The organism is Paraburkholderia sp. CNPSo 3274, from assembly GCF_024206475.1.
Lineage (GTDB): Bacteria > Pseudomonadota > Gammaproteobacteria > Burkholderiales > Burkholderiaceae > Paraburkholderia.
Genome location: NZ_JAMBPR010000013.1, coordinates 109552 through 132201, shown reverse-complemented (window position 1 = coordinate 132201; position 22650 = coordinate 109552). Strand labels below are relative to the sequence as shown.

At 64.7% G+C, this 22650-nt stretch carries 21 protein-coding genes and 3 tRNA genes; 12 read left to right on the top strand and 12 right to left on the bottom strand.

Translation table 11 applies throughout. The features are described 5' to 3' along the window. Window positions 1-124: 124 nt before the first annotated feature. Both M3I54_RS11780 and M3I54_RS11775 read right to left on the bottom strand, forming a co-directional pair. Window positions 125-472 (bottom strand): multidrug efflux SMR transporter, encoded by a 348-nt coding sequence (locus tag M3I54_RS11780; protein ID WP_042268604.1) that lies wholly within the window; start codon window positions 470-472, stop codon window positions 125-127. 4 nt (window positions 473-476) lie between these two features. Then, the gene (locus tag M3I54_RS11775) at window positions 477-974 is read right to left on the bottom strand and encodes a heme-degrading domain-containing protein (protein WP_254335972.1); all 498 of its coding nucleotides are present in this window, start codon (window positions 972-974) and stop codon (window positions 477-479) included. Between the two features lie 218 nt (window positions 975-1192). Between M3I54_RS11775 and M3I54_RS11770 the strand changes: the two genes are divergently transcribed. The 7 genes from M3I54_RS11770 to M3I54_RS11740 all read left to right on the top strand — a co-directional run bounded on the left by M3I54_RS11770 (window position 1193) and on the right by M3I54_RS11740 (window position 6573). After that, window positions 1193-1269, top strand: a tRNA-Met gene (locus tag M3I54_RS11770). A 174-nt stretch (window positions 1270-1443) separates the two neighbouring features. Then, entirely contained in the window at window positions 1444-1989 is a 546-nt protein-coding gene (locus tag M3I54_RS11765; protein ID WP_254335970.1) for an NUDIX hydrolase, read from the top strand. Window positions 1990-2015: 26 nt separating this feature from the next. Next, window positions 2016-2780 (top strand): leucyl/phenylalanyl-tRNA--protein transferase, encoded by a 765-nt coding sequence (aat, locus tag M3I54_RS11760; RefSeq protein WP_254335968.1) that lies wholly within the window; start codon window positions 2016-2018, stop codon window positions 2778-2780. Window positions 2781-3031: 251 nt separating this feature from the next. Then, window positions 3032-3796, top strand: a complete 765-nt coding sequence (locus tag M3I54_RS11755) for an arginyltransferase (RefSeq protein ID WP_254335966.1) — start codon at window positions 3032-3034, stop codon at window positions 3794-3796. Window positions 3797-3875: 79 nt separating this feature from the next. Then, a complete protein-coding gene (locus M3I54_RS11750; RefSeq protein ID WP_254335964.1) occupies window positions 3876-4910 on the top strand; it encodes a quinone-dependent dihydroorotate dehydrogenase in 1035 nt (344 codons plus the stop codon). Between the two features lie 83 nt (window positions 4911-4993). Beyond that, on the top strand, window positions 4994-5791 hold the full coding sequence (locus M3I54_RS11745; RefSeq protein ID WP_254335962.1) for a transporter substrate-binding domain-containing protein: 798 nt from the start codon (window positions 4994-4996) through the stop codon (window positions 5789-5791). Between the two features lie 122 nt (window positions 5792-5913). Beyond that, window positions 5914-6573: an amino acid ABC transporter permease gene (locus tag M3I54_RS11740; RefSeq protein WP_254335960.1), complete on the top strand. Its 660-nt coding sequence runs from the start codon at window positions 5914-5916 to the stop codon at window positions 6571-6573. A gap of 83 nt (window positions 6574-6656) precedes the next feature. On the opposite strand, the gene M3I54_RS11735 is transcribed toward M3I54_RS11740, so the two are convergent. The 3 genes from M3I54_RS11735 to M3I54_RS11725 all read right to left on the bottom strand — a co-directional run bounded on the left by M3I54_RS11735 (window position 6657) and on the right by M3I54_RS11725 (window position 10464). After that, window positions 6657-7634, bottom strand: coding sequence for a Gfo/Idh/MocA family protein (locus M3I54_RS11735; RefSeq protein ID WP_254335958.1), 978 nt, complete (start codon window positions 7632-7634; stop codon window positions 6657-6659). Window positions 7635-7812: 178 nt separating this feature from the next. Next, a complete protein-coding gene (locus M3I54_RS11730; RefSeq protein ID WP_254335956.1) occupies window positions 7813-8532 on the bottom strand; it encodes a FadR/GntR family transcriptional regulator in 720 nt (239 codons plus the stop codon). A 378-nt stretch (window positions 8533-8910) separates the two neighbouring features. After that, complete coding sequence (locus M3I54_RS11725) at window positions 8911-10464, bottom strand: mannose-1-phosphate guanylyltransferase/mannose-6-phosphate isomerase (protein WP_254335954.1); 1554 nt, start codon at window positions 10462-10464, stop codon at window positions 8911-8913. A gap of 192 nt (window positions 10465-10656) precedes the next feature. On the opposite strand from M3I54_RS11725, the gene M3I54_RS11720 reads away from it, so the two are divergent. Together M3I54_RS11720 and M3I54_RS11715 are read left to right on the top strand one after the other, a co-directional pair. Next, on the top strand, window positions 10657-10959 hold the full coding sequence (locus M3I54_RS11720) for a hypothetical protein (RefSeq protein WP_254335952.1): 303 nt from the start codon (window positions 10657-10659) through the stop codon (window positions 10957-10959). 254 nt (window positions 10960-11213) lie between these two features. Further along, entirely contained in the window at window positions 11214-11948 is a 735-nt protein-coding gene (locus M3I54_RS11715; RefSeq protein ID WP_254335951.1) for a Crp/Fnr family transcriptional regulator, read from the top strand. A gap of 235 nt (window positions 11949-12183) precedes the next feature. On the opposite strand, the gene M3I54_RS11710 is transcribed toward M3I54_RS11715, so the two are convergent. The 5 genes from M3I54_RS11710 to rnr all read right to left on the bottom strand — a co-directional run bounded on the left by M3I54_RS11710 (window position 12184) and on the right by rnr (window position 18479). Further along, complete coding sequence (locus tag M3I54_RS11710; RefSeq protein ID WP_254335949.1) at window positions 12184-12795, bottom strand: hypothetical protein; 612 nt, start codon at window positions 12793-12795, stop codon at window positions 12184-12186. A gap of 72 nt (window positions 12796-12867) precedes the next feature. Continuing rightward, window positions 12868-13458: a hypothetical protein gene (locus M3I54_RS11705; RefSeq protein ID WP_254335946.1), complete on the bottom strand. Its 591-nt coding sequence runs from the start codon at window positions 13456-13458 to the stop codon at window positions 12868-12870. Window positions 13459-14260: 802 nt separating this feature from the next. Further along, window positions 14261-14956: a ribose-5-phosphate isomerase RpiA gene (gene rpiA / locus M3I54_RS11700; RefSeq protein WP_254335944.1), complete on the bottom strand. Its 696-nt coding sequence runs from the start codon at window positions 14954-14956 to the stop codon at window positions 14261-14263. Between the two features lie 100 nt (window positions 14957-15056). Continuing rightward, entirely contained in the window at window positions 15057-15800 is a 744-nt protein-coding gene (gene rlmB, locus M3I54_RS11695; RefSeq protein ID WP_254335942.1) for a 23S rRNA (guanosine(2251)-2'-O)-methyltransferase RlmB, read from the bottom strand. 216 nt (window positions 15801-16016) lie between these two features. Beyond that, a complete protein-coding gene (rnr, locus tag M3I54_RS11690) occupies window positions 16017-18479 on the bottom strand; it encodes a ribonuclease R (RefSeq protein WP_254335940.1) in 2463 nt (820 codons plus the stop codon). Window positions 18480-18874: 395 nt separating this feature from the next. On the opposite strand from rnr, the gene M3I54_RS11685 reads away from it, so the two are divergent. The 3 genes from M3I54_RS11685 (at window position 18875) to M3I54_RS11675 (ending at window position 19774) form a co-directional block, all read left to right on the top strand. Next, window positions 18875-18961: transfer RNA gene (locus M3I54_RS11685), tRNA-Leu, on the top strand. Window positions 18962-19136: 175 nt separating this feature from the next. Continuing rightward, a tRNA-Leu gene (locus tag M3I54_RS11680) sits at window positions 19137-19223 on the top strand. A gap of 245 nt (window positions 19224-19468) precedes the next feature. Then, entirely contained in the window at window positions 19469-19774 is a 306-nt protein-coding gene (locus tag M3I54_RS11675) for a hypothetical protein (protein WP_254335939.1), read from the top strand. 26 nt (window positions 19775-19800) lie between these two features. On the opposite strand, the gene oxlT is transcribed toward M3I54_RS11675, so the two are convergent. Both oxlT and M3I54_RS11665 read right to left on the bottom strand, forming a co-directional pair. After that, on the bottom strand, window positions 19801-21126 hold the full coding sequence (oxlT, locus tag M3I54_RS11670) for an oxalate/formate MFS antiporter (RefSeq protein WP_254335938.1): 1326 nt from the start codon (window positions 21124-21126) through the stop codon (window positions 19801-19803). Window positions 21127-21255: 129 nt separating this feature from the next. Next, window positions 21256-22650 carry an NAD(P)(+) transhydrogenase (Re/Si-specific) subunit beta gene (locus M3I54_RS11665; protein ID WP_254335937.1) on the bottom strand — a complete coding sequence of 465 codons (1395 nt, stop codon included), beginning with the start codon at window positions 22648-22650 and terminating at the stop codon, window positions 21256-21258.

The window sequence follows — 22650 nt, the reverse complement described above, 5'->3', positions numbered from 1 at the left end:
CGCACTGCCGCCGGGGGACGACGCGGCGCACGGCGGTAACCCGCCATGTTACGCGCGAGACGCAGTGTCTGGCGCCAATGTGGCCGATGCGGTGACCACCGCGGGCCGATTCAGCCGCCGTCTTTCAATGCGCCTGCATCTTCGAGAACAGATTCAGCACGACCACGCCGGCCACGATGAGGCCGAGCCCGAGCACGGCCGGAAGATCGGGCACTTGCCGATAGAGCGCCATCGCCACGAGCGTGATGAGCACGATGCCCACGCCCGACCACACCGCATAGACGATGCCCACAGGCAAACTGCGCAACGTGAGCGAGAGCCCGTAAAACGCGATGCCATACCCCACCACGACGATCGCCGACGGCACGAGCCGCGTGAAGCCATCCGAAGCGCGCAGCGCAGAAGTGGCGATGACTTCCGCGACGATCGCGATGACGAGCCAGGTCCAGGCTGAGAATGGAGGAATGCGCATCGTGTCAGACCTTCGCGAGCGCGAGCTTCGCGTAGTCGACGTCGAGTTGCGCGCAGAGCGCTTCGACCACCAGTTCGTGGTCGAAGCGCTGCGGCAGGCCCGAGACCGTGATCGAGCCGATCACGCCCGCACCCGCCACCGTGAGCGGAAACGAACCGCCATGCGGCGCGAAATCGGTAATGGGCAGGCCGTGCTTTTCGGCAAGCGTCGTGCCGGTTTGCTGCATGCGCAAGCCGATCGCATAGGAGCTGCGCCGAAAGTGCTCGACGACGCGCGACTTGCGGCGCACCCAGTCGGCGTTGTCGGGCGTGGCGCCGTCCAGCGCGCAGAAGAAGAGCTGCTGGCCGAAGGTGCGCACGTCGATGGCGACGGGCAGCGCGCGAGCGCGCGCGAGTTCATGCAGATGCGAGCCGAGCTGCCAGGCGCGATCGGCGTCGAAACGGGGAAACACCAGCGCGTGCTCCTGAGCAGCTATCGATTGCAGATCGAGGGGAATGTCCATGGAAGAGGCAAATGAAGCGCAGTGCGCTGTAGAAGGCAAAGGCGCAGCGTGAACGTCGCGAAGAGCGTGCACTGCGCCGACCGAGCCCCGATTCTATCCTGACGGTCCAGGAAGCGATTGCGCGCGTCCTGCAAACATTTTGCAAACGCGTGGAAAGGCGCTCGTCAATTGTTGTTGCATCGCGGCGCGAACTGCCATATAATCTTTTCTTCGACGGACGCGGGGTGGAGCAGTCTGGCAGCTCGTCGGGCTCATAACCCGAAGGTCGTAGGTTCAAATCCTACCCCCGCAACCAGCAGAATTCGAAAGGGTTACAGGTCATCGGCCTGCAACCCTTTTTCCGTTTACAGTCTTCACGGCGCGGCGTTCTCGCCGTCTTCTTCGGTCGCTCCGTACCGACACGTGAGGGCACGTGAGCGATGGCACTGAGCGGTGATAAACTCGCATCACCCATCCCCCTATCGTGCCCATGAAATTCTGTTCGACTTGCGGTCAGGCGGTCAGCCTGCTCATTCCGCCCGGCGACAATCGCGAGCGCTACGTCTGCTCACACTGCGGCACCATCCACTATCAGAACCCGCGCAACGTGGTCGGCACGGTTCCGGTCTGGGAAGACAAGGTGCTGCTGTGCCGCCGCGCAATCGAGCCGCGCTACGGCTACTGGACGCTGCCCGCCGGCTTCATGGAGATGGGCGAGACGACCGCCGAAGCCGCGGCGCGCGAGACACTCGAGGAAGCCGGCGCGCGCGTCGAGGTGCAGAACCTCTTTTCGCTCCTGAACGTGCCGCGCGTGCACCAGGTGCATCTGTTCTATCTCGCGCGCCTGCTCGACATCGACATCGAAGCCGGCGAGGAAAGCCTCGAAGTGCGGCTTTTCGAAGAGCACGAGATTCCCTGGGACGACATTGCGTTCCCAACGGTCGGGCAGACCTTGCGCTGTTTCTTCGCCGATCGCCAGTCGGGCAACTTCGGGCTGCACACCGGCGACGTCCTGCGCTCACTGCGCGACGGCTGATCGTTCTCCTGACTGCGCCCGCGACGATGGTCCCCTGGCTTTCGCCCGACGAACCGTTTCCCGCCGTCGAGCGCGCACTCGGCGCGTCGAGCGGCGCGCCAGGCCTGCTCGCCGCCAGCGCGGATCTGCTCCCCTCACGCCTCATCGACGCCTACCGGCGCGGCATTTTCCCGTGGTACTCCGACGGGCAGCCGGTGCTCTGGTGGAGCCCCGACCCGCGCATGATCCTGCGCCCCGACGAATTCAAGGTCTCGCCCTCGTTCAGGAAAACACTCAAGCGCGTGCTGCGTGAAGACGCGTGGGAAATTCGCGTCGACAACAATTTCGCCGCCGTGATGCGCGCGTGCGCGAACGCGCCGCGGCGCGGCCAGCGCGGCACCTGGATCACTGGCGACGTGATCGACGCCTACTCCACCCTGCACCGCGTGGGCGATGCGCACAGCATCGAGGCCTGGTTCGGCGGCGAGCGTGTGGGCGGACTCTACGGCGTGGCGCTCGGCACGATGTTCTTCGGCGAGTCGATGTTCGCCTCCGTCACCGACGCCTCGAAGATCGCGCTGGCGGCGCTCGTCGCGCATCTGCGCCGCCACGGCGTCGAGTTGATCGATTGCCAGCAGAACACCGCGCATCTCGCCTCGCTCGGCGCGCGCGAAATCTCGCGCAAGGCGTTCATCACCCATGTGCGCACGCACGTAAACGCCGCGCCCATTCCCTGGAAATTCGACAAAGCCGTGCTCGGCGATCTGCTCGGCGGTAGAGGCACGCCCGACGAGTTCTTGCCCGCCGCGTGATTTGCCGGCGAGCGGCAAATGAGTGGCACATGGACGACGCATGCCCCCGCGTGCGCGCTTGCTACAGCCCACGCAATTCGATGGATACATGTTCGGCGTCAATGTTAGACTCGATGGAGAACCCGTCGCCGACTTGCCTTCCCTGGCACGCCACGTGCGGCGCGCCGTGTGTCTGGCAAGGCTTGCGCGCGCGGCTGGGTGCGCCACGCGCGCGCCACGCGACGATCCGAACTGCTACGAGAGCTGCCAACGTGACGCATCCAAACGAGCTGCCGCTTTCACCGCTTTCCGCGCTGCAATTCTATGCAACGGCGCCCTACCCCTGCAGTTACCTGGAGGGGCGCATCGCGCGCTCGCAGGTGGCAACGCCTAGTCATCTCATCAACTCCGACGTCTATACCGATCTCGTGAAGGCCGGCTTCCGGCGCTCGGGCGTGTTCACCTATCGTCCCTACTGCGACGGTTGCCGCGCGTGCGTGCCGGTGCGCGTGCCGGTCGAGCGCTTCACGCCGAGCCGCACGCAGCGCCGCGCGTGGAAGCGGCACGGCGCGCTCGTCGCCACAGTCGCGCCGCTGCACTACGACGAGGCACACTACGCGCTCTACATGCGCTATCAGTCCGCGCGCCACGCCGGCGGCGGCATGGATCGCGACAGCCGCGACCAGTACGAGCAGTTTCTGCTGCAAAGCCGGATCAACTCACGACTGGTCGAATTCCGCGAGCCGGACCCCGCGCATCCGGACGAGCCCGGCGTATTGTGCATGGTGAGCATGATCGACATCCTCGGCGACGGGCTCTCCTCGGTCTACACGTTCTTCGACCCGGACACGCTCCACACGAGTTACGGCACCTACAACATCCTCTGGCAGATCGAGCAGGCCCGCAGCCTTCAGCTGCCTTACGTCTATCTCGGCTACTGGATCCGCGAGAGTCCGAAAATGGCCTACAAGGCGCGCTTCCAGCCGCTCGAAGGCCTCTTCGACGGCGCATGGGCCGCCCTCACGCCCGAAGCCTGAGCCCCCGGCGCATCGCCCACGGCCCGCGTTGCCGCTAAAATAGCGGGTTCCCATTTTCTGGCGCCCGCGCCTTCTTCCCGTGTTCAGCACCCTTTATCCGTTCGTCCGCGACCAGCTCTTTCGCATGGACGCCGAAGACGCCCATCACCTCTCGCTGCGCATGATCGGCGCCGCCGGCCGCACCGGCATGGCTGGCCTGCTCGCCCCGCGCGTGCCCGATTCGCCGCGCACCGTCATGGGCCTCACCTTCCGCAACCCGGTGGGGCTCGCCGCGGGCCTCGACAAGGAAGGCGCGGCGATCGACGGTTTCGCCGCGCTCGGCTTCGGCTTCATCGAGGTGGGCACCGTGACGCCGCGCCCGCAGCCGGGCAATCCGCGCCCGCGCATTTTCCGGCTGCCGCAGGCGGGTGGCATCATCAACCGCATGGGGTTCAACAACCACGGCGTCGAGCAGTTCGTGAAGAACGTGCAGGCCGCGCGCTATCGCGGCATTCTCGGCCTGAACATCGGCAAGAACGCCGACACGCCGATCGAGCGCGCCGCCGACGACTATCTCTTTTGCCTCGAGCGCGTCTATCCGTTCGCGAGCTACGTGACGATCAACATCTCGTCGCCGAACACGAAGAATCTGCGCCAGCTGCAAGGCGGCGGCGAACTCGACGCCCTCCTCGCCGCGCTCAAGGACAAGCAGCAGCGTCTGGCCGACATGCACGGCAAGCTCGTGCCGCTGGCGCTCAAGATCGCGCCCGATCTCGACGACGAGCAGGTCAAGGAAATCGCCGACACGCTCCTGCGCCACAAGATCGAAGGCGTGATCGCGACCAACACCACGCTCTCGCGCGCGGCGGTGGAAGGCATGCCAAATGCGAACGAAACGGGCGGCCTCTCGGGGCGCCCGGTGTTCGATGCCTCGAACAACGTGATCCGCAAGCTGCGCGCCGAGCTGGGCGGCGAGGTGCCGATCATCGGCGTGGGCGGCATTTTTTCGGGCGACGACGCGCGCGAGAAGATCGCGGCCGGCGCTTCCCTCGTGCAGGTCTATACGGGCTTCATCTACCGGGGCCCGGCGCTCGTCGCCGAATGTGCGCGGGCGCTGGCCTCGGGCCGCGCGTAAAGCTATAGTTGCACGCTAGTCATGGCGCATCGGAGGCGCTGTGCGCTAGCACCAGAATCGCAGCAGCAGAACAAGAGGAAAACATGAAATCCGGTTTGCTGAAAAAACTCCTTGCACTTGCAATCGTTGGCGCATCGTTCGTCGCAGCCAGCGCCCACGCCGATGACCTGCTCGACCAGGTCAAGGCACGCGGCACGCTGCGCATCGGTCTCGAAGGCACGTTTCCCCCGTTCAACTCGAAGGCGCCCAACGGCGAGCTGGTCGGCTATGACGTCGACATCGCCAAGGCGGTCGCCGCGAAAATGGGCCTCAAGCCCGAATTCGTCACGACCGAATGGAGCGGAATCATCGCGGGCCTTCAGGCAGGCAAGTTCGACGTGATCGTGAACCAGGTCGGCGTGACCGACCAGCGCAAGGCCGTGCTCGACTTCTCGCCGGCGTACACGTACTCGGCCGCGCAGCTCATCCAGCGCAAGGACGACACACGCCAGTTCAAGACGCTCGACGACCTGAAGGGCAAGAAGCTCGGCGTTGGCCTCGGCACCAATTACATGGACATGGCCAAGTCGGTCCCGGGCATCGACGTGAAGACCTATCCGGGCGCGCCTGAATATCTGCGTGACCTCGCAGCGAGCCGCCTCGACGCGGCGCTCAACGATCGCCTGATGCTCGCCTACCTGATGAAAAACTCGCAGCTGCCGCTGCGCACGGGCGCGACGGTCGGCGCCGGCAACCCGTCGGCCATCCCGTTCAAGAAGGGCAATCCGAAGTTCGCCAAGGCGATCGACGACGCGATGACGCAGCTCGAAGCCGATGGCACCTTCACGAAGATCTCGGACCAGTGGTTCGGCATCGACGTGACCAAGCCGATCTCGCAATGATCCGGCAATGATCCAGAGCGCCGCACAGTCCGGCTGACGCGAAGGGCGGCATCGCACGATGCCGCCCTTCGCGCATGTGCGTCCATTGCAAAACGCGCCACTTCAATTCGATACCTACGCCCATGCCCATCTATACGCTCATCATCCAGTCGCTGCCGGTGCTCGCACAGGGCGCGGTGCTGACGGTCAAGTTCGCCGTGCTTTCGATGATCTTCGGGCTCATCGGCGGTGCCGTGCTCGCGCTCATGGGCATCAGCTCGAACCGCGCGCTCGTGTTCATCGCGCGCGTGTATGTGAGCCTGATGCGCGGCACGCCGCTGCTCGTGCAGATCTTCGTCATTTATTACGGATTGCCGAGCGTCGGCATCTCGCTCGACCCGACGCCCGCAGGCGTGATCGCGCTTTCCGCGAACGTGGCGGCGTATCTCTCGGAGAGCATGCGTGGCGCGATTCTCGGCATTCATAGCGGACAGTGGCTCGCGGCCTATAGCCTCGGCCTCTCGCGCACGCAGACGCTGCGCTACGTGATCGCGCCGCAGGCGTTGCGCATCGCCGTGCCGAGTCTCTCGAACAGTCTCATCAGCCTCATCAAGGACACGTCGCTCGTTTCGGTCATCACCGTGACGGAACTGCTGCGCAGCGCGCAGGAAATCATCGCTTCGACGTATCAGCCGCTGCCGCTCTATCTCGCGGCCGCCGCCGTGTACTGGGTGCTCTGCCAGGTGCTCGAATGGGTGCAGCACTGGTACGAAAGGCGCCTCGCGCTGCCTTCACGCCACTGACTTTACGTCCCTGACCTCGCGCGCGTTTTCATACACGGGCCGCACATGCGGGCCGTGTCGCTTTCGGGCCGCTACCGGGTTTGTCACTCGCAGGGGAAACGCAGTCCGAGTGCCGCTCGTGCGGCGTCGGCCACGGCGAGCATGCGGCGCGAGGTGTCGTGCGTCATCACCGGGCTTTCGAGCGCGCCCGCGCGCAGCAGCTCGCAGAAGTGCGCCGTCTCGTAGTTGAGGCCGCCGCCCTCGAACGGCTCGTCGAGTTCGACGACGCGGCCATCCACATAACGCACCGACGCGCGCGCCGGATTCCACCAGTTCGCGTGTATCGTCACGTTGCCGAGCGGCCCCGCCAGCAGCGCGTCGCCATAGCCGTGCAGATCGAGCCCGCAGAACAACTGCGCGATGCCGCGCTCATGCTGGCAGTTCAGACTCGCGAAGGTATCTACGCCAGTCGAGCCAAGACGCCCGACGGTCTGCACCTCGCGCGGCGCGCCGAGCCAGTCGACGGCAAGAAACATTTCGTACACGCCGATGTCGAGCAGCGCCCCGCCCGCTTGCTCGAACGAAAGCGAGGGATGGTCGGCGGGCACGCTGGCCACCGAACAACCCGCGCGCACGAGACCGACCGGTCCGATGGGATCGGCATCTAGTTGCGCGCGCAACTTTCGATAGAGGGGATAAAACGGCGGCTTCATCGCCTCCATGAAGAGGCGTTGCGCGCGGCGCGCCGCGTCGAGGACGCGTTCGAACTGCGCGCCATTTACGGTGGCGGGCTTTTCGCACAGCACGGGCAGGCCGGCTTCGAGCGCGGCAATGGCGTATTGGGCGTGGCTGTCCTGCATCGTCGCGATATACACGGCGTCGATGCCGCTCGCGAAGAGCGCATCCACGCTTTCGCACGCCTTCGCGCCGCAGGAAGCGGCAAGCGCCTGCGCAGTTGCCGCGCGCCGCGACCAGACCGCTTCGACGCGTGCATGCGGCACGTGCGCGACGCCCTGCGCGAAGCGGTGCGCAATGCGGCCCGCGCCGACGATGCCCCAACGTATCGTTTGTGTTTCGCTCATGTGCTGCGTGCTCCGGCTGTGAGGTCAAGGGCCGCCGCATAACGTACGACACGTACGTCACGCGCGGCGCACCCAAAGACACGCACGATACCGGCCCGCGCAGCGCGCCGCAATGCGCTCGCGTCAATCCGCGCGCAGCGAGCGGATTGACGCGAGCGAAGCGACGCTGCGAACGGCCTTAGCGCTGCTCCAACGCCTCGGGCGCGAGCGCGCGAGTAAGTTCGTCGGCAGTGTATTCGATCATCGCGAGCGCGGCCGCTTCGGCCTCTTTCGGCGCGCGACGCTCGATCGCTTCGACGATGCGCCCATGCGCTGCTACGACGTTGTTCCAGCCGCCGTCACGCGTGTTGAGAATCGGATTCACGAGCGAGAGCGCGCCGCGAATGATCGCCGCCATCTGCTGATAAAACTGATTCCCGCTCGCCGCGAGGATGCGCGTGTGCAGAAGCGCGTCGGCGGTCTGGAAATTCGGATCGTCGGTGCTCGTCTGGCGCAGCGCCTCGAACGCCTCGCGAATGCCGGCAATCTCCGCCGCGCTCGCGCGCGTGGCCGCGAGCGCGCAGGCCGCCGGTTCGATCAGGCCGCGAAATTCGATCACGTCGCGCAAAAACGTCTTGTCCGGTTTCGAACGGAAACGCCAGTTCACGACGTCCTCGTCGATCATGCGCCAGTCGCGCATGGGCCGGATGCGCGTACCTATTTTCGGCCGCACGTCGAGCATGTGACGCGCGAGCAGCATGGAGAGCGCCTCGCGCATCACCGTGCGGCTCACGTCGAACTCCTTTGAGAGGATGTCCTGCGGTGGCAGCACTGCGCCATACCGCTCCTCGACGATGCCTGCAATCAGCCCGTCCATCACCTTGCTGACGAGCGAGCGTTCCTTGTTCCCCAGTTCCATGACCCTACCCCCCCGATGTGGGCGTTATCGCCCATGTTTGCCGGATACTGCGCGGGCCCTCGTGCGTCGTCGAACTTAGGTGTTACGTTGCCATGCGCTTCGCATAATTCGCCAGCCAGGATATCTCCTGACATGATGCTTGCGCGCACGCATCTTGTTCGTATTTACGCGTGTTACGTCGGCCCTTGCGCTGCTGTTTTTGTAAGGCGATCGTATGAATCGCCCACTTACTTCAATCGACACGCTTTCAATTGGCTTCAGATCAATCGGCAGTCCCTGGCTGTGCATATGCAGGGATGCCGGCGCGCATGTTTCGTCTGCGCACGCTTTTCGCGCGCGGCCCAACGTCGTGATTTTCAACGTTGTGCTTATTCAACGTTATATCCGGCCGTACTCATCGTCGAAGCGCACGATATCGTCTTCGCCCAGATAACCGCCCGACTGCACCTCGATGATCTCGAGCGGCGTCTTGCCCGGATTCTCCAGCCGGTGCTTTACGCCTAGCGGAATGTAGGTCGATTCGTTCTCCGCAAGCAGGAAAACCTCTTCTCCGCGCGTGACGCGCGCCGTGCCGCGCACCACGGTCCAGTGCTCCGCGCGGTGATGATGCATCTGCAGCGACAGCCGGCCACCCGGCTTCACGACGATGCGCTTGACCTGGAAGCGTTCGCCCTGATCGAGCGAGTCGTAGCAGCCCCACGGCCGCTCCACGCGCCGGTGATGCTGCGCGACCGCGCTGCGCTCCTGCCTGAGCTTGCCCACGATCGCCTTCACGTCCTGCACGCGATCCCTCGCCGCGACGAGGACTGCGTCGGCCGTTTCGACTACCACCACACCGTGCACGCCCACGCAGGCCACGAGCCGTCCGTCCGAATGCGCGAACGTGTCGGTCACGTCTTCGAACATCACGCGCCCGCGGGCCACGTTGCCGCTCTCGTCCTTGTTCGACACCTGCCACACCGCGTCCCACGCTCCCACGTCGGACCAGCCGGCCACGAGCGGCACGACCACGCCCGCGAGCCGCGCGTTGGCGCCCAGCGACTCCATCACCGCGTAGTCGATGGAATCGGACGGGCACGCGGCGAGCGCCGCGGCATCGAGATGCACGGTGCCGTCGGCGTCGATTGCGGCCGCCTCGAACGCCGCCGCGCATTGCGCCGCGATAGCCGGCCGGCAATGCGCGATCGCGGCGAGCCAGACCGATGCGCGCACCACGAAAATGCCGCTATTCCAGAGGTAGTCGCCCGAGGCCACGTAACTCGCCGCGAGTTCGGCGCCGGGCTTTTCCACGAAGCGCTCGATCACGCGCGCGCCGCCAGCGCCGAGCGCCGCCCCCGCGCCGATGTACCCGTAGCCGGTCTCCGCGCGCTGCGGCGGCACGCCCAGCGTGACGATCGCGCCACGCGCCGCGTACCCGACCGCTTCTTCGAGCGCGGCGGCAAACGCCGCGCGGTCCGCGATCAGGTGGTCCGCCGGCATGGCGATGAGCACGGGGTCGCTGTCGCAAACGGCACCCGAGCCTTCGCGGGCAAGTGCCGCCTCGTGCCCGGCGCGCGCCGCCAGCGCCGCCACAGTCAGCGCAGGCGCCGTGTTGCGCGCAACCGGTTCGAGTACGACGCGAGCGGGCGTGCCGCTGCGGCCGAGCCGGTCGACGGTCATGAGCCGCAGTTCCTCGCTGCTCACGACGACAGGCGCGGCCTTACGGATTGCCGCGCCCGCCTTGGCATACACCCCGTCGAGCCGCCGCATCGTGGCTTCGAGCAGCGACTCGCCGTCGAGAAGATCGATCAGCTGTTTCGGGCAATGCTCGCGCGAGAGCGGCCAAAGCCGTGTGCCCGAGCCCCCGGCCAGCACCACGGGTTGAACGATGAGCGCGACTTCGGGTTCATTGGCTGCCGCGATCAAGCCGGCAGGCGTCACGAGCTGATTCATGCAGTGAGCTCCCCGTTGAAATACGTCGGGCCACGTCGACGAACGCCGGGCCTGCCTGCCTGCCGGCGGGCTCGGCCGAAGCGTCACGCGCCTCCCGGACCTCTCCAGCCTCAAAAAGCTTTGAGACTTTTTACGGACCTCATTGGAGCAAACCTCGGCATACCAATCTGTACGCATACCCACACTGACCGCATGCGCGCTGGCGAGCGCACGGCAAAGCTGCTCACGCGGCTGCGTCTGCGCTGCAACAGAACTGAATCAAAAACGCTTGTTTTTTGGGTCGCTGCCCGAGTCGCCCCGGATGCATGTTTCAACCAGGAGCCATTTTTGAATTCCCCTGTCGCAAGCGGAAATAATTCAATCAAATCATTGGCTTACTGCTTTCAAAAGGGTGGTGCGCAGCGCGACGGCCCGCATATTCGCCGTACAAAACTGAAACAAAAATGCGGCGTTACGCCGCGCTGCCGCATGGCCGCCTCGCGCTCAGCCGCTTGAATGCGTGATTCCGCACCGGCTGGCACACACCCTGCTAAAGAGAGATCGCCACACGAGCGCTGATGCGGACGAACGATGCCGCGCACGCAAGCGCGGGCGAGTGGGACCAGGCACGAACAAGCACGAACAAGCGGGACTATGGGGCCGGCACGACGAACACAAAAGCCGCACGGGAAACGGCAGACAACAACGAGTTCGGCGAACGGAATCAAAAAACAGGAGGCGGCTCGCGCCGCTTCGCACGAGGACCAGTCATGTTAACCCTTCAATCCGATCTTCACGGCAACCATTTGCTGGGCGCCCTCCCGTCGCATGAATGGCAGACTCTCGCCCCGCACCTCGAACTCGTTCATCTGCGCACCGAACAGTTGATCTGCGATTCCGGCCAGCGCATTCATCACGTGTACTTTCCGACTACCGCGATCGTCTCGCTGCTCTCGACGATGGAAGACGGCAGCTCAGTCGAAATCGCGGCGGTCGGCCGCGAAGGCATGACGGGCGTGCCCGTGCTCACGGGCGGCGAAACGATGCCGAACCGCGTGCAGGTGCAATGCGCGGGCTTCGCCTATCGCATGAGCGCGCAAGCCCTCAAGCAACAATTCGCGCGCTCGGACTTCCTGCGCCGCCTCATGCTGCTCTATATGCACGCGCTGCTCACGCAGGTTGCACAGACCGCCGCGTGCAATCGTCACCACTCGCTCAGCAAGCAACTGTGCCGCTGGCTTCTGATCGAAGTGGACCGCGTGGCTTCCAACGATCTCAGCGTCACGCAGCAGCTGATCGCCGACATGCTCGGCGTGCGCCGCGAAGGCATTACCGAAGCAGCCGGCAAGCTGCACGACGAAGGCCTGATCCATCACAGCCGCGGCCATATCCGCGTGCTCGATCGTGAGGGCCTCGAAGCCCGCGCCTGCGAGTGCTACGGGCTCGTGCGCCGCGAATTCGACCGGTTGCTGCCGCGCCTGCATCAGGCGGAAACGGTAGCGTGAGCGCGTAATCGCGCGCGTGTGCGTTCCGCGCGCGAGTTCGCCGCTGCGTCGTCCCAGAACAAAGCGTGCCCGTGGCGGCACGCTTTTGCGCGCCCGCTCACTTTTCCTGCGCCATCGCGCGATCAGTCAGGCAAGGTCGAAGGAAACAGGAACATAGGATACCGAATCGATCGTATCTCGCCGGGATAGCTGGAGAGAACAGGAGCGCGCCCTCTTCTCTTCAGCCTTGCGGGACTCAATGGGCCGAAGACACAAGAGCCTGTGCAAGCGGCACGGCGGGCAAGTGCTCGCGTTCGCGCACGAACGGGTCGGTCGGCTCCTGAACCTTCGGATCCGGGCTCGTATCGGCACTACGCAATTGCACGGGCGCGCCATCGTTGTTCGCGACCTTGCGATTGTCGCCGCAAGGATGATCGGTCAGCGCGGCAGCCTCGCGGAAGTCGTCTTCCTGACACATGATGTTGAACGCAATGTCCTTGCGGTCCATGCGCCATGCCACGGCTGCATTCAGGCGCTTGTTGCAGTCCATATCCTTGATGGTGCCCGCGGCCGTCGCGCCCACACCCACCACCGACACCGCAGCGGAAATGCTGCCCCAGCAGGTCTCGGTCACCGAGGCCGTCAAGGCCGGCGCATAAACCGTGGGCGTCGTGCGCACATCGTAGGCGCCGTGATACGTGACGTCCGACGCACCGCCGCTCGGCAGCACGACGGTATTGGAAACGGTGCTCGTCTGGCTCGACGCGGACGTGGTCCCCGATGTCATCGTCGGCGTGGTTTGCGCCCACGCGGCGCCTGCAAACAGCAACACCCCGGCAACGGCAATTTTTTGTTTCAGCTTGCTCATTCTTCTCTCCGTGAACGGAAAGGGGGCAGCGCCCCCTCTCCGACGCGCTAGTGAACGGCTGACCCGTTCGGATTACCAGTGCATGCCGCCCGTGAGCGAACCCGAACCGCCCGCTGCGACGATGCCGACGCCGCCGTCCGCATTGGCCGTGCCGGTGCCGTTCGCGGTCGCGTTCGACGTGAAGCCCGAGCCGCCGTAGCTGCCGCTGGAACCGTCGAACGACGTGTTGATCACCGACGAGTTGAAGTTCTGCGAACCCGACTGCGTGGCGCTCGTGAAGCCGAGCGTCGACGAATTCTGGTTCGTGGTCGTCGTGCCGGTCTGGCCGACGTAGCCGTTAGCCGTCTGGCCGTAGGTCTGCGAGTTACCGTTTTGCGTCGTGTAGCTCGAACCGAACGTGAGGCTCGCGTTCGAGAACGACTGGTTGCCTTGCGACACCGTAGCGTCGATATGGCCCGGCACCGTCAACGCCGAAGTGAAGCTGCCGTTGACCGACGAGGTCGAGTTCGACGTGAGTGCCGAAGCGCCAAAGCCGACGCCCGCTGCGCCCACCGCCGATGTGGTGGACGACGGCGCGCCCACACCGCCCGCACCGCCCGCAAATGCGGCGGCCGAACCGAAAGAGAGCATGGCGGCGAGCGAAATGGCCTGAATCTTCTTCATGATTGTGGTCTTCCTGATAAAGCAGGGGAACGTTGGATGAATGCGCGCGCACTCCCCCTGATAGCGCGGGCGCATTTAACACGACTTCAATTCCAAGATTGATAAAATCACTGCATTTACGACGCGCGAATATCCCCGCGGACCAGCCCGATATCGGGAAGACCGTTTAACGGAGTTACCAGATTAGAATCGCGCGCAGAACGCCTTTGCGCATTCGCGTAAATCAGGCAGTCATGCAGAATTGAAAATCCGGAGAACGGAAAGAAATGCCCCGTAGAATTCTGTATTTTCCGCGGACCCCGTTGAGTAGTAGTCCGATACAAATCGCCTAACACCCGCTGTTGTCATTATTTCCCCGTGTACCGCGCAGCGTGCGCCATCAGCTCTTGCACACTGCCTGACAGAAACCCTTGAGCCGCTGCGCATTTCCGCGCGCCGCCCTTCACCTGACCGGTCGCCTCGACGTCTCTTTTAGCGAACTGTTTGCATAACGTCGCCGGACGGTGAATTTATATCTCAGACAGTCAGACTATTGCTACGTCATTCGCATTTTTGTGTGCGGTTCTCAACGTAGTGAATTGCGAAGGCCTTGAATTCGGGGATTTCCTTTCAAAGAAATCGAAAGGCAAATTGAAGCAGCAGATAGATGCGCAGACAACCAGAAACAGAAAATCGCGTTCTTTTAATAATTAATAGCGATGTTCGGTTCGGCAGGCCACGCAGGCCTGCCGGAAAAAAGAGCGGCAGCGCACAGGCAAAAACAGGTAGAAGCCTGTTGCACCTGCCGCTCGCGCGAGACCGCTCAGGCCTTGCGGTATTCGATGCGCTCGACGCCGGTTTCACCGCCGAGCAGGCAGAAGTCCGCGCCGCGTGCGGCGAACAGACCCACCGTCACCACGCCCGGCCATGCGTTGACATGCGCCTCGAGTGTGCACGGATCGCTAATGCGCAGGCCCTTCACGTCGAGGATCTCGTTGCCGTTGTCGGTGATAAAGGGCGAGCCGTCCTTTTGCACGCGCAGCACCGGCACACCGCCGAGCGCCGTCACGCGGCGGCCGATGGCCGTACGCGCCATCGGCACGACTTCGATGGGCAGCGGGAACTGGCCGAGCACGTCGACGCGCTTGCTCGCATCGGCGATGCAGACGAACACGTCCGACACCGAAGCGACGATCTTCTCGCGCGTGAGCGCGCCGCCGCCGCCCTTGATCATGGCGCCGGCGCCGTCGATTTCATCGGCGCCGTCCACGTACACGGGCAGCGATTCGATTTCGTTGAGGTCGAAGATCTTGAAGCCGTGCGCTTCGAGGCGCGCAGTGGTCGCGACGGAGCTCGACACGGCGCCGCGGTAACGGCCCTTGCTCGCCGCGAGCGCGTCGATGAAGCAGTTCGCGGTGGAGCCCGTGCCGACGCCGATTACGGCACCTTCCGGCACGTTCGCATTGACATAGTCGGCGGCGGCCTGGCCGACCAGTTGCTTGAGTTCGTCTTGAGTCATGGGAGTACAGCCCGAGGAGGAGAAAAACGCGGAATACGCATAGTTTACCGGAGATGCAGGCACGGGCTGCCCGCATCTCGCAGGATCGCGTGACAGGCGATCAGCGCGCAGCCGAACGTTGGCGCACCGCTTCGAACAGGCACACCCCCGAAGCGACGGAAACGTTCAGGCTCTCGACCGTGCCCGCCATCGGAATCTGCATGACTTCGTCGCAGGTTTCGCGCGTGAGGCGGCGCATGCCCTCGCCTTCGGCGCCCAGCACGAGCGCAACAGGACCGTCGAGCTTCGTCTCGTAGAGGCTCGCGCTCGCGTCGCCGGCGGTGCCCACCACCCACACGCCAGCGTCCTTGAGCTCGCGCAGTGCGCGCGCGAGATTCGTCACGGTGATGTAGGGCACGGTGTCCGCCGCGCCGCTCGCCACCTTCGCGGCCGTGGCGTTCAGACCCACGGCGCGGTCGCGCGGGGCGATCACCGCGTGCGCGCCGGCAGCGTCGGCCACGCGCAGGCACGCGCCGAGATTGTGGGGATCGGTCACGCCGTCGAGCACGAGCAAGAGCGGCGCGCCCTGGATGCCGTCGAGCAGCTCCGCGAGGTTTTGCGCGAGCGCCAGATCGTGCACGCGGGCCACCACGCCCTGGTGACGCTCCGTGTGCGCAAGCCCCCAGAGGCGCGTTTCGTCGGCTGCAATCACGCGCGCGCCCGCTTCCTTCGCGGTGTGCAGGAAGTCCTGCATGCGGCGGTCGCGGCGCGTCGGATCGTAGTAGACATCCTCGACCGTGGACGCGTCGTGCCGCAAGCGTGCGATCACCGCATGAAACCCGTAAAGAACCTTGAGACGTGACATGACTGAGACAACCCCTGATGAACGTTTTGCGGCGCAGACACAGCGCCGCCAGCAACGATAGTCAGCCGGCCGCGTCGTGCGGTCCGGCGTATGCATGCCGCGCCTTCAAATGGCAAAAACACATGCGGCATGCAAGTGAAAAAACCGGGCACGCGCACGGCGGCGCGGCCCGGGTATATAACGGCTGCGGAGCACGTTTGGCGCTCCGCATGGCGCTCAGCGCTTCTTGCGCGGCGCCTGCTTCTTTGGCGTCGGCTTCACGGCCGAGCGCTTCTTCGCGGTCTTGGCGGCGCCGCGCGCCGCGCGCGCCTCCTTCACCGCTACGCTCGGCGCCGGCGCGGCTTTCTTCTGCCGCGCCATGTCGCCGCCCGGCAGCGCGCGCACGCGCGGCCCACCCTCCATGCCACCCTTGTCAACCGGCATCGGCCGGTTGCCGCCCGGCTTCACGGGCGTATCGCGCACGAGGCGGAAGTCGATCTTGCGCGCGTCGAGATCCACGCGGCTCACCTGCACGCGCACGCGGTCCGACAGACGATACCGAATGCCAGTGCGCTCGCCGCGCAGTTCGTTCTTGATCTCGTCGTACTGGAAGTAGTCCGAGCCCAGTTCCGTCACGTGCACTAGACCTTCGATGAAGAGCGCGTCGAGCTGCACGAAAATGCCGAACGACGTCACGCCGCTCACCATCCCGCCGTATTCTTCGCCGAGCTTGTCGCGCATGAAGTAGCACTTGAGCCAGGCTTCGACGTCGCGCGAGGCTTCGTCGGCGCGACGCTCGTTCGCCGAGCAGTGCAGGCCCAGTTCTTCCCAGATCGCCGTGTTGCTTCCGCGGGCGCGCTTGCCGCGCTTCTCCTCGTCCTCGGCCTGCAGCGCGCGGGCGCGCGGCGAGAGCGCGGTATTGAGCTCGACGCCCTCGGGCGCCTGCGGCTGGTACTTCTTGCCCTGCAGGATCGCGTAGATCGCGCGGTGCGTGAGCAGGTCAGGATAGCGGCGAATCGGGCTCGTGAAGTGCGCGTAAGCCTCGTAGGCAAGACCGAAGTGACCGATGTTGTCCGGGCTGTACACAGCCTGCTGCATCGAGCGCAGCAGCATGGTCTGCAGCATCTGCGCGTCGGGCCGGTCGCGGATGTGCGCCATTAGCGCGGCGTAGTCGCTCGCGTGCGGCGTGTCGCCGCCGCCGAGCGAAAGGCCCATGCCACGCAGGAAGGTGCGCAGGTTTTCGAGCTTTTCGGCGGTCGGCCCCGCGTGCACGCGGTACAGGCCCGGGTGCTTGTGGCGCTTCATGAAGTCCGCCGCGCACACGTTGGCCGCGAGCATGCACTCTTCGATCAGCTTGTGCGCGTCGTTGCGCTGGCGCGGCACGATCTGCTCGATCTTGCCTTGCGCATTGCAGACGATATACGTCTCGGTCGTGTCGAAATCGATCGCGCCGCGCTTCTGACGCGCGGCGAACAGCGATTTGTACACGCCATAGAGATTCTGCAGTTGCGGCAGCAGCGCCGCGCGGCGCGTCGCCTCGGGGCCCTTGGTGTTAGTCAGGACCGCGGCGACTTCGGTATAGGTGAGCCGCGCCGCCGAGTGCATGACGCCCGGATAGAACTGGTACCCCTTGATCTCGCCGCGCGCGGTGATCACCATGTCGCACACGAGCACACAGCGGTCGACGTGCGGATTGAGCGAACAGAGCCCGTTCGAAAGCTTCTCGGGCAGCATCGGAATCACGCGGCGCGGGAAGTACACCGACGTGCTGCGTTCGATGGCGTCCACATCGAGACCGCTGCCCGGCAGCACGTAATGTGAGACGTCGGCGATGGCGACGATCAGGCGGAAGCCTTCGCCCTTGCCGACCTGCATCGGCTCGCAATACACGGCGTCGTCGAAGTCACGCGCATCTTCGCCGTCGATGGTGACGAGCGGCACGTCGCGCAGGTCCACGCGATAGCGAATGTCCGTGGGACGCACGGCGTCGGGCAGCTTCGCGGCTTCGTCGAGCGCGGGCTTGCTGAACTCGTGCGGCACGCCGTACTTGCGCACGGCGATCTCGATCTCCATGCCAGGATCGTCGATGTCGCCCAGCACTTCCATCACCCGGCCGAGCGGCTGCGAGTGGCGGCTGGGGAAATCGGTGAGTTCGACGACCACGACCTGGCCGACCTTGGCCTTCTTGGGATTCTGCGTGACGAGGATATCGTGGCCGATGCGCTTGTCTTCCGGCGCGACGATCAGCGCGCCGTTCTCGTTGAGCAGGCGTCCGATGACACTACGGTTCGCACGGTCGGTGACTTCGACGATATGCCCTTCCGGCCGCCCGCGCCTGTCATAGCCGACGATGCGTGCGAGCACGCGGTCGTTGTGCATGACCTTCTGCATTTCGCCTTGCGGCAGGAACAGATCGTCCTGCCCGTCGTCGCGCACGAGAAAGCCGTAGCCGTCGCGATGCCCCTGCACGCGTCCCGCGACGAAATTCGAAGGATGGGCGAGCTGGTAGTGGCCGCGCGGGTCGAGCCGGATCTGCCCGTCGCGCTCCATGGCGGCTAGCCGCCTGAAGAACCCTTCACGCTCCTGGCGCTTGATAGCGAGCGCCTCGGCGATATCGTTCGCGGTGCACGGCGAGTCGCTGGTCCGCAGCACGCCGAGAATCTCTTCGCGGCTGGGAATCGGATACGGATATTTGCTCAAGGGCTTGTCGATGGTTGTTCTCGTTGCGTGGACGTCGGATTTTGCGCGGCCTGAATGTGCGATACATGCGGGCGGCGCCCCGGTCTTCGAGTGCTGCAATCTGTCGGCCCGTACGCGGATTGCCTGACCGCTCGCACTGCGTGCGCCACGCTGCACGCAGCACCTGAACCACGTACTTTTGCCGGCGGAACTTCTGCGAGGCATTCTAACACCCGCATCGCACCCTACGAGCCGTGGGAGCGGCCTCTCGGCGCGACGAGACAGCCACTCCACGCGGTCTGCGGCGCTTCTGCAGCCGCGCTTTATCGCCCTCCACAAAACGCTTGACAGCCGCTCTGATCCCGCTATAATTTTGGTCTTTGCTGCGCACGACATTGAACAGCAAACGACACCTAGCCCAGGTGGCGGAATTGGTAGACGCACCAGGTTCAGGTCCTGGCGGTGGCAACACTGTGGAGGTTCGAGTCCTCTCTTGGGCACCAGATTCAAAAGGCCGGCTTCATGCCGGCCTTTTTCATTTCCGGCGTGGCAATGAGTACAACTGCCCTGCTATCGCGCAAAACGCAGCAGCCTCGTTCCAGAGATGAAGTTTTTTTGAAACGATCGATTGACAGGCACGCTAAATCGCGCCATAATCTCTTTTTAGCTTGAAGACGTGCCCAGGTGGCGGAATTGGTAGACGCACCAGGTTCAGGTCCTGGCGGTGGCAACACTGTGGAGGTTCGAGTCCTCTCCTGGGCACCACGTCTCATCAAGCAGAACTAGCAGCACACAGGATTCATCGAAAAAGCCCGCAAATTAGCGGGCTTTTTTGTTTTGCGGCCCGTATCCGCTAGTTTCTCTGCGCCTGCGCCCTCAACCCGTTATGTTTCATGGTATACATTGCATGACGCCTTGCGGGAGCGTACTGGGCGTTGCCGTTTCGCGCCACAGGCACACGGCACGGCGCGTGCGTGCTAACCCACGACCAGTCGATTGAGGAAGAGCGAATGGAATTCGTTGTCGTCGCAGCGATCGTCGCCGTCAGCTTTGGCGCCGCCGCGACCTGGCTGCTCGCAACCCGCCTGCCCGAACGCTGGCTCGACACGAGCGCCAGCGAGGGCCGTTATGCCCATCTCGGGCTCGAAGACGAGCGCGCCGCCGAAGCGGACCCGCGTCGCGAGCAGGCCCGCATCGATACGCGGCGCGTACGGCGCTCACGCGTGCGCGCGAGACTACAGAGCGCCGCGCAGATGATGCGGGCGTTACGGCCCGCGACCACTCGCCGCGATCAGGACCGCACCGCCCGCCCGTAACGCTCAGGGGCGCCCATCAAACGCGCTCACTCATGCGACCCCAGCGGCGAAGGTACGAACGCCGAATCGGCAATCCTCGCCTCCTCACCCGACTGAAAGATCCAGCGCCGGCGCATGGGCTGCAAGATCACCTTTGCGCTCACGCCCGCCATCATCGCCACGCAGGCGACCATGTCGAACACCATGTTCCAGCCACCGTGGATCGCAAGCAGCGTGGCGACAGGCACGAGCATCGCCGCGGTCCCCTTCGCGGTATAGAGCGTGCCCGCGTTGCCGGCTGCGTATTTCGCTCCGAACGTATCGGCGCAGGTTGCCGGAAAATTCGAAAAGATATCGCCGTAGAACAGGAACACGAGCCCCGAGAACAGCATGAAGAGATACGGGTCGTGGCCGAACGCGCGCAAGCCTAACAGCGCGAGCCCCTCGCCGAGAAACGTGATGAACATCGTATTCTCGCGGCCAATGCGATCCGAAATGAGCCCGCACAGCGGCCGCGTAAAGCCGTTGCACAGATTGTTGATCGAGAGCGTCATAGTGAGCAGCGGCAGCGTCGCCGCTACGAGCGTGACCGGCATCGAGGCGAAGCCGTAGCTTTTCGCGATCGGGCCGATCTGCGCCGTCGCGATGATGCCGCCCGCCGCCACGCATACGAACATCGCGTACATCACCCAGAATACGGGCGCGCGAACCATTTGCCTCGTCGTATAGTCGGTCTTCGTCGCCACGATGCGCTTCATGCCTGCCGTGCGTGCGGGAGGCTTCGGCCGAACCATCACCAGCGCGAGCGCCATAATGCAGGCACCCTGCAGGAGTCCGAAGAACACGAACGCGCGCTCATAGCCCGACTGCTGGATCATGTTCGAGATCGGAATGACCGTGAGCGCCGCACCTGCGCCGAAGCCTGCCGCCGTCATGCCGGCGGCGAGACCGCGCCGGTCGGGAAACCATTTGAGCGCGGTGCCGACGCACGTGCCGTACACGCACCCCGCACCGATGCCCGAAATGACTGCCGCGACGTAGAGCACCGGCAGCGTGGGCGCCCACGCGTCCAGCACCCAGCCGAGCGCCACGCAGCACGCTCCGCCCATGACCACGGGCCGCGGGCCGAAGCGGTCTACCAGCCAGCCTTCCACGGGCACGAGCCAGGTTTCCGTCACGATGAAAATCGAGAAGGCGAGCTGGATTGCAGCCTGCCCCCAGTGATGCCGTGCGTCCATCGGCACGACGAAAAGCGTCCACGCGTACTGCAGGTTCGCCACGAGCCCCATGCAGAGAATGCCCGCCACGAGCTGCACCCAGCGGTTGTGCCGCCAGGCCGTGTAGCCGCCATCGATACGATCGGTATATGCCACGTTGTCTGTCTCCGTCCGTTGTGATTGCGCGCGGGTTTTCCTCGCATCGCTTCGACGCCGGTGCGCGCGCGATTTCCCGCGTTACAGCCAGCACGGCAGACATGAGTCCGCCGCGCCTTGCCTCAAACGTCAAGCCGCTTCGAGTTGCCGCAGCAGCGCATCGACGCTGCCCTTCGCATCACCAAACAGCATTCGTGTGTTGTCCTTATAGAAGAGTGGATTGTCCACGCCCGCATAGCCCGTCGCCATGCTGCGCTTGGAGACGACCACAGTGCGCGCCTTCCACACCTCCAGCACCGGCATGCCGGCGATCGGGCTGCCCGCATCCTCCTGCGCGCCCGGATTGACGATATCGTTCGCGCCGATCACGAGCACGACGTCGGTGCTCGTGAAGTCTTCGTTGATTTCGTCCATTTCGAGCACGATGTCGTAGGGCACTTTCGCTTCCGCGAGCAGCACGTTCATATGGCCAGGCAAGCGCCCCGCAACGGGGTGAATGCCGAAGCGCACGCGAATGCCTAACGCGCGCAGCCGCCGCGTGATCTCGCTGATGGTGCCTTGCGCCTGCGCGACGGCCATGCCGTAGCCCGGCACGATCACGACCTCTTGCGCGTCGCGCAAGAGCGAGCCCACTTCGTCCACGCTGGTCGCCACGACTTCGCCTTGCGGGGCCTCGCTCGCCGTGGCGCTCACCGCGCCGAAGCCGCCGAGGATCACCGAAGCGAAGCTGCGATTCATCGCCCGGCACATGATGTAGCTAAGAATCGCGCCGCTCGATCCAACCAGCGCCCCCGTCGTGACGAGCAGATCGTTGTCGAGCATGAAGCCTGTCGCCGCTGCAGCCCAGCCCGAATAGCTGTTGAGCATCGAGACCACCACGGGCATGTCCGCGCCGCCGATCGCCATCACGAGGTGCACGCCGAGCGCCGCCGCCAGCACGCACATCACGATGAGCGCGTAGAGTGCGCCGCCACCATCAGGAGCACTGACGAAGCGATAGCCGAGCACGATGCACGCGCCCAGCACGACCGCGTTGAGCAGATGTCGCGCGGGCAGCACGAGCGGCTTGCCGCTCACCGTGCCCTGCAGCTTCAGGAACGCGACAATCGAACCGCTGAACGTGACCGTGCCGATGAAGGCGCCGACATAGATCTCGGTGTCGTGAATCGCTCGCTCGACGCCGCTCATCGGGGCCTTTGGCGAGAGAAAGTTCGCAAAGGCGATGAGCGTGGCCGCAAGGCCGACGAAGCTGTGCAGCACCGCGACGAGTTGCGGCATCTGCGTCATCTCCACGCGGCGCGCGAGAATCGCGCCGAGCCCGCCGCCCACCAGCGCGGCGATGAGCGCGATTTGCAGGCCCGCACCGCCCGTGACGAGCAGCGTGGCGAGCACGGCAATCACCATGCCGCTCACGCCATAAAGGTTGCCGCGCCGCGCACTTGCGGGATGACTCAGCCCGCGCAGGCTGAGGATGAAGAGCGTCGCCGCGCCGAGCCACGCCATGTTGCCGATTCCGTTGAGCAT